Here is an 11,921-nt window from a genome sequence, read left to right as displayed (position 1 = left end):
GCGCATGACACAGCTGCTGCGCCGCTTCGAGGTGCTCGCCGTCACCGCCGCCCCCGGTGGCCAGCGCCTGGTGCACCTGGCCCTGGTGCAGCTGGCCTGCGGCACCGAAGCCTTGGGGCGCTTCGCCAATGATCTGTCCATCGCCATGATGCTGGGCCTCTTCTCGGCGGTCGGCTGGTCGGCCCTGGTGCTGGCCCGGGTACCGGTGGCCGCGCCGGGCCAGGTCGCCCCGGTGATGTTCGGCCTGGCCCGCGGCGCCCTGCTGTTCACCCTGCTGGCCTGCCTGCCCCTGCCTCTGCTGGCCAGCCTCGGCTGGGTCTTCGAGCCCGGCTGGACGGCCCTGCTGCTGGCCGGCTGGACGGCCTACACCCTGATCCGCCATTTCGGCCTGGCCCTCGGCCACTACCGCATCCTGCTGGTGCTGGAAACGCTGCTTGTCGCCGCGCTCGGCGCCGGGCTGCTGGGCCTGGGCGCACGGCAGCCGGTGATGGCCTACGCCGCCTTCGCCCTGCCCACCGCCCTGCTCGGGCTGGCCGGCCTGGTGCTGCTGGCCCTGCGCAGCCGCGCCGCGGGCAACGCCGCGGGCAACCCTGCGGCCCTGCCCCGCGGCAGTGCCCGCACCGCCGCCGAGCAGGCCACGCTCAACCTGGTCAGCGGCGGCATGTCGATGATCCTGGTGCCGCTCACGGTACAGCTCGCCGGCGAACGCTACGGCGGCCTGGTGGCCCTCATCGGCAGCCTGACCAGCGTGCTCCTGCTGTTCCCGCGCGCCCTCAGCTTCAACGCCCTGCCAGCCCTGGCGCGGGCACTGCGGCAGCAGGGCGCGGCGGAAGCCAGGGCCTTGCTGGAGGCGCTGCGGCGCAGCCTCTTCCGGGTGAACAGCGGCCTCACCGTGGTGGCTGCGCTTGCCTGGACCGGAATGGCCAGCTGGGGCGAACGGCCCGACCTCAGCCTGGCCGGAGCCAGCCTGATCTTCATGCTGCAGCTGGCCAGCTTCTACGTCGGCCAGCTGGTCCTGCCCGAAGCCAACTACCTGCAGACCATCGAGGAGACACGCCTGCCGCTGCAGGTGAACCTGGCCTCCCTAGCCCTCTTCGCAGCGGCCTGCACCGGCGTGATGGTGCTGCTGCCGCGCGGCGCCGTGGCCGTCCAGGGCCTGTTCGGCGTGCTGCTGGGCGCCACCCTGTTCCGCAACCTGCTGCTGCGCCGGGCCGTGCTGCGCCGGGCTCCTGAGGTATTCGCATGACGCCCCTGCGGTTCGCCATCTACCTGCCCGACGGCCCCCTGCCAGCCTGGATCGGCCGCCTGCTGAAGCTCTGCGCGGCGGCCGACGAACTGCGCCTGGTGGGGGTGCTGCGCAGCCAGCAGGCCCTGCCCGGCCCCGACCTCGCCGAACGCATCGACGGCCTGCTGTTCGACCGCGGCGCCTCCCTGTTCCGCCATGGCCCGCTGCAGGGCGCCGAGGGGCTGCCGGTCTGGCGCCAGGCCGACCCCAGCGCCGCCCAGGCCCAGACCTGGCTGGCCGACCTGCACTGCGACGTGCTGCTGGATCTCCGGCAGGGCGCCGATGGCCTGTGCGGCGGCCCGTCCCACCAATGGTCCCTGGAGCTGGACGGCCTACCGGCCATCCACCCGCTGGCCGGCGCCCGGCCGGTGGTCCAGGGCTCGGACACCACCACCATCCGGCTGCGCGCGCTGCGCAGCGGCGAGACCCTCGACGCCTCCTTGGGCGCCGCCTGCAACTTCTCGATCCGCCGCAACCGCCACCGCGCCATCGCCAAAGGCATGGGCATGCTGCGCCGCGCCCTGCTGCGCCTGGCCCGCGGCGGCAATCCGGCGACGGCGCGCGCCCCCCTTCCCTGCACCGCCCCGACGGCCTCGACCGGCGCCTCCAGCCGCCTCGGCGCGATGCTCCGCCACACCGCCCGGCGAGCCCTCCGCAAGGCCGTGTCGCGCGACCAGTGGGGCATCGCCCTGGCCTTCGGCAACGAGGTCTGCCTCGACCCGGCCCAGGCCCGCCTGATCCTGCCGCCGTCCGACCGCTTCTGGGCCGACCCGATGGTCTGGCCGGCGGCCGACCGGGGCTGGTGGGTGTTCATCGAAGAAGTGATCTACGCCGAAGGGCGGGGCACCCTCAAGGCCATCCGGGTGTATCCGGACGGCAGCTGGGAACAGCCGGTGCCGGTGATGGCCCGTCCTTGGCACCTGTCCTACCCCTTCCTGTTCTGGTGGGAAGGCGCGCTCTGGATGGTCCCGGAAAGCGGCTCCAACCGGACCGTCGAACTGTATCGCTGCACCGGCATGCCGGACCGCTGGGAGAAGGCGGTGGACCTGCTCACCGGCATCGACCTGGTGGACGCAACCGTGTTCGCCCATGGCGGCCGCTGGTGGCTGCTGGGCAACGTCAGCGAGCCCGGCGCCGACAAGCACGACGAACTGCATGCCTTCCACGCGCCTTCCCCGCTGGGCCCGTGGGAGCCCCACGCCGCCAACCCGGTGGTGTCCGACGCCCGCGTGGCGCGCCCGGCCGGCCCGCTGTTCCGCCACGGCGGCCGGCTGCTGCGGCCGGCCCAGGTCTGCGTGCCGGAATACGGCCATGCCCTGGTGCTCCGCCGCATCGAGCGGCTGACCCCGACGGAATACGTGGAAAGCACCGAAAGACGCATCGACCCGGGCTGGCTCCCCGGCATCGCCTGCATTCACACCCTGAGCCATGAAGCAGGCCTGACCGCCTTCGACTTCCTGATCCGGCGTTCCCGCCTGTCTCAACCCGCTGCCGCGTTGCGTCGTGCGACCTTGCACGAAGCCAGCCACCGGCGCCAAGACAAATGACAACAAGAGACCTCACGATGAGAATTCAGATGATGGGTTGTGAAGTGGACAACCTGGACATGGAAGAAACCCTGGGCGTGATCGAGGGCTTCATCCATTCCGGCAAGCCTCACCAGCACGTGGTCGTGAATGTGGACAAGATCGTCAAGGCCAACCGGGACGGCGAGCTGCGCCAGATCATCAACGGCTGCGACCTGATCAACGCTGACGGGATGCCCGTGGTGTGGGCCTCGCGCCTGCTGGGCAAGCCGCTCAAGGAACGGGTCACCGGGGTCGACCTGTTCGAGTCCCTGATGAAGCGCTCGGCCGACAAGGGCTGGCGGGTCTTCCTGCTCGGCGCCCGGGAGGAAGTGGTCAGCCGGGTCGCCCAGATCTACCCGGCGCGCTACCCGGGCCTGGTGGTGGCCGGCTACCGCAACGGCTACTGGCGCCCCGAGGAGGAGGCCGAGGTTGCCGCCGCCATCGGCGAGACCCGCCCGGACATCCTCTTTGTGGCCATCAGCTCGCCCAAGAAGGAAGCCTTCCTGGCCCGCCACCAGGACGCCATGAAGGTACCCTTTGCAATGGGCGTGGGCGGCACCTTCGATGTGGCCACCGGCCGTGTCAGGCGCGCCCCGCTATGGATGCAGAAAGCCGGCCTGGAGTGGTTCTACCGCTTCCTGCAGGAACCGCGCCGGATGTTCCGCCGCTACTTCATCGACGACATGGCTTTCGTGGCGCTGTTCGCCCGCGAATGGATCAAACGCTGAGCACAACGGGATCACATATGGGACTGGAAGACTGGGGCTACCGCTGGCTCAAGCGCTACATGGACGCGCCGCAATGGATCAAGGAACCGCTGGGCCGGGTGTATGGACTCCTGCCGGACACCCTCCGCCATGGCCGGGACTACCCCCGCTACCGGCAGGAGGCCGGCCTGGATCGCCCGGAGGAGCTACGCAGCCTCGGCGAGGCGCGCCTGCGCGAAACCCTGCAGTGGGCGGCACAGACGGTGCCGGCCTATGCCGCCATCGCCGCCCAGCTGCTGACCGACATGCCGGCCGAGGAATGGCTCGCCCTGTTTCCGCTGATGACCAAGCTGGACTACAAACGGGCCCCCCAGGACTACCTGTCCAGCGGCTGCACGCCGGCTGAACGGCTGCCGATGCAGACCAGCGGCTCGGTGGCCGAGCCCTTCCGCTTCTTCCTGCACAAGGGGGTCTCCCGCGCCAAGGAGAACGCCTACATCGAAGCCTACAGCCAGCGCATCGGCCTGACCCGCAAGGACGTGGTGCTGTCGCTGCGCGGCCGCAACGTGCGCGGCTCGGCCGCCGACAGCGGCCCCCTGTGGAGCTACGAGCCGATCAAGCGGATGCTGTGGATCAGCCCCAACCACCTCGGCGACACCTATATGGCGCGCCATGTGGAGGCGGCCATCGCGCACAAGGTGAGCTTCATCCAGGGCTACTCCTCGGCGGTCTATGAACTCGCCCGCTGGCTGGACTTCAACCCGGATGCGCGCTTCTCCGACGCCATCCGCGGCGTGCAGCTGTTCTCCGAGAGCGCCGAGCCGGACATGATCGCGCTGATCGAGAAGGTCTTCGACTGCCCGGTGCTGGTGCACTACGGCCACTCCGAGCGTGCCGTGATGGCCGGCTCGATGCCCGACGACCACCGCTACTTCGTGTGGCCGCTGTATGGCCACGTCGAACTGATCGACGAGAACGGCCAGCCCATCACCGAGGCCGGCATCCAGGGCGAGGTGGTGGCCACCGGCTTCGACAACCGGGTGATGCCCTTCATCCGCTATCGCACCGGCGACCTGGCCGCCTGGTCGGACGGCCCGGAACATCCCCAGCTGCCCGGCTACCGGGTCCTGGAACGGATCGACGGCCGCAACAATGACTTCTTCGTGGGGGCCGACGGCCGCCGCATTCCCGTGGCGTCCCTGGGTGGCCTGCGCCCGCCCGAGTTCCTGCACGTGGAGGCCAGCCAGTACGAACAATTCACCCCGGGCCAGCTGGTGGTGCGCCTGCAATCCGCCACCCCGCTGCCCGACCACGTGCTGGCCGTGCTCGACAACTACTTCCGGGTCAAGCTGCTGGGCTGCGTCGAGCCGACCCTCGAGGTGGTCAGCCACATTCCCCGCACGGCGCGCGGCAAGCGCCGCCTGATGATCCAGCACATCGGGGCCGATGCGCAGCCCGTCACCACCGCCGGGGAGGCTCCGCGTGCCGTCTGATCAACACGCTGCCCTGGTCATGCTCGGCCCCGACAGCGGCGCCCGCGGCGGCATTGCCTCGGTGCTGCGGGTGTGGCAGGACGCCGGGCTGTTCGGCGGACGGCCGGTCAGGCTGCTGGCCACCTACGTGGATGGCAGCACCCTGCACAAGCTGGGTGCCCTGGGCCTGGCCCTGCTGCGCTTCATCGGCCTGCTCCTCGGCGGGCAGGTCGGCGCGGTGCACGCTCACTCCGCCTCGAATGCCAGCTTCCGCCGCAAGAGCCTGTTCCTGGCCCTCGCCCGGCTGGCCGGCAAGCCCTATGTGTTCCACCTCCACGGCGGCGCCTTCGACCGCTACCACGCAGGCTGCTCACCCCTCGAGAAAGCCTGGCTGCGCCGCACCCTGCGCGGCGCCCGGATCGTCTTCGTGCTCTCCGACAGCTGGGCGGAGTGGCTGCGCCGCGAGGTCGGCCACCCCGACATCCGCGTGCTGCCCAACCCGGTGCTGCCGGCCCGCCTGCCCGCCGGCATCGTGCGCGAGCCGCAGACCCTGCTGTTCCTGGGCCGCCTCGAGGCGGACAAGGGCGTCTTCGTGCTGCTCAAGGCCCTCGCCCGCCTGCGCGCAAGCCACCCCGGCCTGCGCGCCGTGCTTGCCGGCGAAGGCGACCAAGGCGCTGTCCGCCAGGCCGCCGCAGCGGCCGGCGTGGCCGACCTGATCGAGCTCCCCGGCTGGGTTGCCGGCGACGCCAAGGCGGGCTGCCTGGCCCGCGCCGGGGTCTTCGTGCTGCCGTCCCGCTTCGAGGGCCTGCCAATGGCCCTGCTCGAGGCCCAGGCCGCCGGGCTGCCGGTAGTGGCCAGCCGTGTCGGCGGCATTCCCCAGGTGGTGAGCGAGGGCGACAACGGCATCCTCCACGCCCCCGACGACGAGGCCGACCTGGCCCGCGCCCTGGCCGTGCTGCTCGACGACCCGGCAGGCGCCCGGCGCATGGGCGCCACCGGCCAGGCGCGGGTGCTGGCCGGCTTCGGTGTCGAGCGGGTCCGCGGCCTCCTGGAGGAAGCCTGGCAATGCCTCGAGGCACACGCCGGCGGCCGCGGAGAACGGCGCGCATGATCCTGTCCTGTCGTTCCGCCCTCTACCAGAATGCGCCGGTAGGCCTGCAGGAGCAGCTCCTGAGCCTGCAGGCCGGACTGCGCCGGCTGGTCACCGGGCGCCGGGCCCTGCACCGGGTCGCTGGCGAGATCTCGGTCAGCCAGTGGCTGCCGCGCAGCACCTGGGAAACCTGGCAGCTCGAGCAGATGCGCCAGCTTGCCAGCCACGCGGCCCGCCACGTCCCGTACTACCGGGCACTGTTCGGCCGCCTGAACATCGACCCGTCAGGCTGGCGCAGCCTCGAAGACTTGCGCCAGCTGCCCGTCCTGACCAAGCCGGAGGTGATCGAAGCCGGCACGGCGATGCTCGCCGGGAATGCCCCGTGGCCGCGCTTCAAGGGCTCCACCAGCGGCACCACCGGGCGGGCCATGCCCGGCTGGCGCGACCGCACGTCGATCGCTTTCGAGCAGGCCTTCGTGGACCGCCAGGCCACCTGGGCCGGCTACCGCCCCGGCGACCGCCGCGCCTGGCTGCGCGGCGACCCGATCATTCCGCGCCGTCAGACGGGCGGGCCCCTGTGGCGGATCAACCGCCACGACAACATGCTGATGCTGTCGTCCTACCACCTCAACCGCGACAACGGCATGGCCTACCTGGATGCGCTGGCCGAGTTCGATCCGGTGATGCTGCAGGCCTACCCCTCCTCGGTGAGCTTCCTGGCGCGCCTGCTCGAGGACCTGGACGAGCGCTACCGCGGCCGCGCGCTGAAGGGCATCGTGACCTCGTCCGAGACGCTCTCCCCGGAAGACCGGCGGATCATCTCGGAACGCTTCGGCTGCCCGGTCTTCGACTGGTATGGCGCCTTCGAGCGGGTCGCCGCCATCGGCACCTGCGAGCATGGCAATTACCACGTGATGGAGGACTACGGCCTGGTCGAGTTCGAGGACAACGGCGACGGCACCGCCAATCTCATCGGCACCGGCTTCGGCAACCAGTGCATGCCGCTGCTGCGCTACCGCGCGGACGACATGGTGGTGCCGGCCGACCCCGATTACCAATGCCCCTGCGGCCGCAGCTTCCGGGTCGTCGAGCGGGTGCTGGGGCGCGTCGACGACGCGATCCGCACGCCGGACGGGACCCACGTGGTGATGCTCGACTGGATTTTCTCCGGGCTGCCCGGGCTGATCGAGGCCCAGGTCGTCCAGGAACGCCTGGACTACGTGCGCATCCGCATCGTCGCCGGCCCCGACTTCACCGCGCGCACCGGGCAACTGCTGCTCACCCGGGCGCAGGAGCGCCTGGGCCGCGAGGTCCGCATCGAACTCGAACGGGTGCCCGGTATCGAGCGCACCCGCAACGGCAAATTCCGCCAGATCGTGAGTCACCTGAAGATGGAAGCACAACGCCGGGAGTCACCATGGCAGGTCTGACCCGGGTCGGCTGGTACTGGAACCGCCTGCGCTGCATGAGCCTCGCCGAGATTGTCGGGCGCACCGCCAATACCGCCAGCCACGCCCTGGAGCGCCGCCGCGAGCCGTCGCCGGTGCCCCCCGCCGATGCCGCCGCGCGCGGCCCTGCCTGGCTGCCGGAGGCCTCCGTCGACTACCCGGCCGCCGTGGTGGCACGGGCCGACGAAGTCCTTAGCGGGGTCTGGCGGATCTTCGCCCGCGGCCCGCTGGAACTGGGCTTCCCGCCGGAATGGAACCGCAACCCGGACAACGGCGCCCTGCTGCCGATGGTCTTCGGCAAGACCATGGCCTTCCGCGACACCTCGGCCAGCGGCGACATCAAGTACCTGTGGGAACCCAACCGCCACCTGGAGCTGGTGCTCCTGGCCCAGGCCTGGCGGGCCACCGGAGAGCGTGCCTACCTGGACGCCATCGGCGCCCTGCTGGACAGCTGGTTCGCCCAATGCCCCTATCCGCTGGGCCCCAACTGGGCCAGCGCCCTCGAGGCCGGCATCCGCCTGATCAACTGGGCCACCGTGTGGCAGATCATCGGCGGCGCGGACTCCCCGCTGTTCGCCGGCCCGGCCGGCGACATGCTGCGCCGCCGCTGGCTCGACAGCGTCTGGCGCCACGCCGGCTTCATCCGCAGCCATCGGTCCCTGCATTCGTCGGCCAACAATCACCTGATCGGCGAGCTGGCCGGCCTGTTCGTGGCCAGCATCACCTGGCCGTGCTGGCCCGAGGCCGCCGCCTGGGAAGCCGCAGCGCGGCGCGGCCTGGAGCGGGAGATCCTGCGCCAGAACTCCGTTGACGGCGTCAACCTGGAACAGGCCACCTCCTACCAGCAATTCGTCTGGGACTTCCTGCTCTTCGCCCGCCTGGCCGCGCGGGCCGCCGGGCGGGACTTCACGCCCGCCTTCGATCAGCGCATGGAAGCCATGCTCGAGTACGTGGCCGGCATCATGGATGTGGGCGGCCATGTGCCGATGTTCGGCGACGCCGACGACGGGCTCGCCTCCGGGCTGTCGCTGGGCGCCGCGGGCTGCCCTTTCCGCAGCCAGCTCGCAACCGGCGCGGTGCTGTTCCGGCGGGCCGACCTGGCCCGCAAGGCCGGGCAGCTGGACCTGCGCAGCCACTGGCTGCTGGGTGCCTCCGCCCAAGGCGCCTTCGACACCTTGCTGCAGGAAGCCGCCCCGGCCACCCGGCGGACGGCCTTTCCCGGCGGCGGCATCCACGTGCTCGGCGCAGCCCTCGACACCCCGGACGAGATCCGCGTGGTGGTCGATGCGGCGCCCCTCGGCCTCGGCGGCATCGCCGCCCACGGCCATGCCGACGCCCTGTCCTTCACCCTCTCGCTGGCCGGCCGGGAATTCCTGGTGGACCCGGGCACCGGCACCTACCACGGCCCGCGCAGCTGGCGCGACGGCTTCCGCGGCACGGCGATGCACAACACACTGAGCCTCGCCGGCGAGGATCAGGCCATCAGCGGCGGCAAATTCATGTGGGTGCGCAAGTACCGGACCACGCTGCTCGAGTCCTCATCCTCGGCGGAGGCCGACACCCTGGTGGCGGAGCACGACGGCTATCGCCGCCTGCCCGGCCGGCCGGTGCACCGCCGCGGCTGGCACCTGGACAAGGCCGGTGGCCTGCTCCAGGTGCGCGACGAAGTGCTGGCCGACAGCGGGCAGGCCCCCGCCCTGCACTGGCACTTTGCCGAAGCCTGCGCGGTGCGCCAGGTGGAGGGTGGACTGGAGATCAGCAACGATGGGGTGCGCCTCCTCATGACGCTGCCGCCGGACGGCGACATCCGCATCCTGCGGGGCTTGGAAGCCCCCTTTGCGGGCTGGGTGTCGCGGGCTTACGATCAGCGCAGCGTCAGCACCACGGTGATCTGGCAGGCCCGTGGCGACTCAGCCAGGCCCCTCGAAACCCGCTTCCGGCGGCTCTGAGGGCAGCCCCGGGCTGGCGCCCGCCTCAGTGAGCCATTTCAGGAGCCGGTCGAACAGGACCGGCGGCTCCACCGGCTTGGCAATATGGTCGTTCATGCCGGCCGCCAGGCAGGCCTGGCGATCCTCCTCAAAGGCGTTGGCGGTCATCGCCAGGATGGGCACCCGGGCATAGCCTTCGAGGCCGCGGATGGCGATGGTGGCGTCGATACCGTTGAGGCGGGGCATCTGCATGTCCATCAGGATCAGGTCGTATGGCGCGGCGCGGGCCCTGTCGACGGCACACATGCCGTCCTCGGCCACGTCGACGCGCAGCCCGGCCTGGGTCAGCAGGTCGCGGGAGACCTCCCGGTTCACCGGCTCGTCCTCCACCACCAGCACGCGCCGGCCGCCGAAGCGCAGCCGCAGCATGTCCTCGGCCCCTGCATTCGGCGGCGGGCGCTCCGCCTCCGGCCCCTCGGGGGCGGCCACCGGCTGCAGCACCACCGTGAACGCAAAACGCGTCCCCACGCCCGGCTCGCTGCGCAGGCTGATCGCGCCGCCCATCAGGGCGATCAGCCGCTGGGTGATGGCGAGGCCCAGGCCGGTTCCGCCGTACTTCCGCGTCATCGAACTGTCAGCCTGCTCGAAGGGCCTGAACAACCGCGCCTGGTCCGCCTCGTGGATGCCGATGCCGGTGTCCTCCACCTCGCAGTGCAGCACGCTCGATTCCGCGGAGTCCGTCTCCAGCCGCATGCGGACCACCACCCGGCCCGTATCGGTGAACTTGATCCCGTTGCCGACCAGATTGAGCAGGACCTGCTCGAGGCGCATGGCGTCGCCCCTGAAGCTGCGCGTCGCCAGCACCTCGGGCACCTCCCGCAGGAGCTGCAGGCCCTTCTCCTCGGCCTTGTGCCCGAGCAGGCCGAAGACGCTGTCCAGCACGCCACCGAGGCGGAAGTCCGCGTGCTCCAGGACCAGCCGCTCCGCCTCGATCTTGGACAGGTCGAGGATGTCGTTGATCACGCCGAGGAGATGTCGCGAGGTCTGGCTGATCCGCAGCAGCTGCGTACTGAAGCGACTCCCGCCGGCCTCCCGCAGGGCCAGGTTGCTCATCCCGATGATGGCGCTGATCGGCGTCCGCAGCTCGTGACTCATGTTGGCCAGGAAGCTGCTCTTGGCCCGGCTGGCGGCCTCGGCCACCTCCTTGGCGGCGGTCAGGTCGCGGGTGCGCTCCTCGACCAGCGACTCCAGCCGGTCCTGGCGCCGCAGCAGGGCCTCGCGGACGGCAGACTCGGCCTGGCGGCGACGCCACACCATCACCGCCGAAAAGAAGGTCAGCAGGGTGAACATCAGGGCCAGCGAGACGATCACCACGGCCTCCTTGCGCCACGGCTCCAGGTAATCGGAGGCGGCCTGCCCGACGAAGAGGTAGAGGGCATGCCCGGATACCTTGCGGTACGCCATGCGGCGGCGAATGCTGTCCAGGGTCACCACGGTCTCGTAGGTGCCGGCCCGCGGGTTCGCCTGGATATTGTCGCGGGTCTGCTTCGAGACCACCCGGTTGCCCACCGAGCGGCCTATCCCCTCGTGCTCGGGGATGCGCACGATCAGCGCCATATCCGCATCGCGCATGGAGATCACGCCGCGCTCACCCACATCCAGGGCGGCGAACAGGCGCGAGAAGTATTCGAGGGACAGGATGCCCAGCGCCACCCCGGCAAAGCGGCCATCCGGCCCATTGACGCGCCGGGCCAGGACGATCACCCACTTGCCGCTGATGCGCCCCAGCAGCGGCCTGGACAGCACCGCCGCGTCTGCCGGCGCACCCACCAGGTCCCGGAAATAATCCCGATCGGCGATCTGGATCACCTCGTTTCCTGCGGTGTCCGTTCCGTACAGCACCCGGCCTTCCGCATCCGAGACGCGCAAGGCGGTGACCTCGGGCACCAGGCGGTGCACTCCCTCGATGTAGGCGTCGACAGCCTCCTTGCGGACGGGCCCGGCCGCGCGCTGCCGCTCGGCCTCCCGGGCCACCGCATGGACGGCCAGGTCCACCTTGTCGAAGATCCCGCTGACGCTGGCCTCGAGGGACTGCGCCAGATTCTGGACCGCCTGGGTGGCCTGCTGTTCGTACTGGCGCTGGCTGTAATACAGAGCCTCCCCGGCCAGCAGGAAGACCAGCGCGTTGAAGAACACAACGGCCAGAACGAGGCTGGACGCTCTTGCAGGCTTCGACGTTGCGGTGACATCCATCCCGGGGCCTCGAACTTGCAGGGAGATGCTCGGCGAGGGCCGCCGACATCGCTCCAGTCCCTTGTAACGACCCCGGTGGGCAGATCTTGGGCCACCCCTCGATGTTTTTTCATCGCTGGGCCGTCCCAAGATGAAAAACGCCCCCGCGGGGGGCAGCGAGCCGCGCAGCG

8 protein-coding genes are annotated in these 11,921 nt (G+C 70.7%); 7 read left to right on the top strand and 1 reads right to left on the bottom strand.

Features of this window, described 5'->3' with window-relative positions; translation table 11 throughout:
* The first annotated feature begins 4 nt into the window (after window positions 1-4).
* From HHL15_RS17700 to HHL15_RS17670, 7 genes are read left to right on the top strand one after another with little or no spacing between them, the layout of a single operon-like run.
* Window positions 5-1,246: a hypothetical protein gene (locus tag HHL15_RS17700; RefSeq protein ID WP_169147129.1), complete on the top strand. Its 1,242-nt coding sequence runs from the start codon at window positions 5-7 to the stop codon at window positions 1,244-1,246.
* Window positions 1,243-2,832 carry a glucosamine inositolphosphorylceramide transferase family protein gene (locus tag HHL15_RS17695; protein ID WP_169147128.1) on the top strand — a complete coding sequence of 530 codons (1,590 nt, stop codon included), beginning with the start codon at window positions 1,243-1,245 and terminating at the stop codon, window positions 2,830-2,832. Before HHL15_RS17700 ends, HHL15_RS17695 begins: the two co-directional genes overlap by 4 nt.
* Before the next feature lie 17 nt (window positions 2,833-2,849).
* Window positions 2,850-3,581 carry a WecB/TagA/CpsF family glycosyltransferase gene (locus HHL15_RS17690; RefSeq protein WP_206198839.1) on the top strand — a complete coding sequence of 244 codons (732 nt, stop codon included), beginning with the start codon at window positions 2,850-2,852 and terminating at the stop codon, window positions 3,579-3,581.
* A gap of 17 nt (window positions 3,582-3,598) precedes the next feature.
* Window positions 3,599-5,053 (top strand): phenylacetate--CoA ligase family protein, encoded by a 1,455-nt coding sequence (locus tag HHL15_RS17685; RefSeq protein ID WP_169147127.1) that lies wholly within the window; start codon window positions 3,599-3,601, stop codon window positions 5,051-5,053.
* Window positions 5,043-6,143 (top strand): glycosyltransferase family 4 protein, encoded by a 1,101-nt coding sequence (locus HHL15_RS17680; RefSeq protein WP_169147126.1) that lies wholly within the window; start codon window positions 5,043-5,045, stop codon window positions 6,141-6,143. The genes HHL15_RS17685 and HHL15_RS17680 overlap by 11 nt, the downstream gene beginning before the upstream one ends.
* Window positions 6,140-7,552, top strand: a complete 1,413-nt coding sequence (locus HHL15_RS17675; protein ID WP_169147125.1) for a phenylacetate--CoA ligase family protein — start codon at window positions 6,140-6,142, stop codon at window positions 7,550-7,552. Before HHL15_RS17680 ends, HHL15_RS17675 begins: the two co-directional genes overlap by 4 nt.
* The gene (locus HHL15_RS17670) at window positions 7,540-9,519 is read left to right on the top strand and encodes an alginate lyase family protein (protein ID WP_169147124.1); all 1,980 of its coding nucleotides are present in this window, start codon (window positions 7,540-7,542) and stop codon (window positions 9,517-9,519) included. The genes HHL15_RS17675 and HHL15_RS17670 overlap by 13 nt, the downstream gene beginning before the upstream one ends.
* Here the strand turns inward: HHL15_RS17670 and HHL15_RS17665 are convergent.
* A complete protein-coding gene (locus HHL15_RS17665; protein ID WP_169147123.1) occupies window positions 9,481-11,751 on the bottom strand; it encodes a hybrid sensor histidine kinase/response regulator in 2,271 nt (756 codons plus the stop codon). The genes HHL15_RS17670 and HHL15_RS17665 overlap by 39 nt on opposite strands.
* Window positions 11,752-11,921 lie beyond the last annotated feature (170 nt).

The sequence above is a fragment of the Zoogloea dura genome, assembly GCF_012927165.1.
GTDB classification, from domain to species: Bacteria; Pseudomonadota; Gammaproteobacteria; order Burkholderiales; family Rhodocyclaceae; genus Zoogloea; species Zoogloea dura.
Note: the sequence above shows the minus strand (reverse complement) of the source record. Positions and strands in the feature narration are given on the sequence as shown.

Excerpts from the sequence above, each read along its gene's own strand:
- HHL15_RS17700 (WP_169147129.1), top strand. The coding sequence starts at position 5 with ATGACACAGCTGCTGCGCCGCTTCGAGGTGCTCGCCGTCACCGCCGCC.
- HHL15_RS17695 (WP_169147128.1), top strand. The coding sequence starts at position 1,243 with ATGACGCCCCTGCGGTTCGCCATCTACCTGCCCGACGGCCCCCTGCCA.
- HHL15_RS17690 (WP_206198839.1), top strand. The coding sequence starts at position 2,850 with ATGAGAATTCAGATGATGGGTTGTGAAGTGGACAACCTGGACATGGAA.
- HHL15_RS17685 (WP_169147127.1), top strand. The coding sequence starts at position 3,599 with ATGGGACTGGAAGACTGGGGCTACCGCTGGCTCAAGCGCTACATGGAC.
- HHL15_RS17675 (WP_169147125.1), top strand. The coding sequence starts at position 6,140 with ATGATCCTGTCCTGTCGTTCCGCCCTCTACCAGAATGCGCCGGTAGGC.
- HHL15_RS17670 (WP_169147124.1), top strand. The coding sequence starts at position 7,540 with ATGGCAGGTCTGACCCGGGTCGGCTGGTACTGGAACCGCCTGCGCTGC.
- HHL15_RS17665 (WP_169147123.1), bottom strand. The coding sequence starts at position 11,751 with ATGGATGTCACCGCAACGTCGAAGCCTGCAAGAGCGTCCAGCCTCGTT.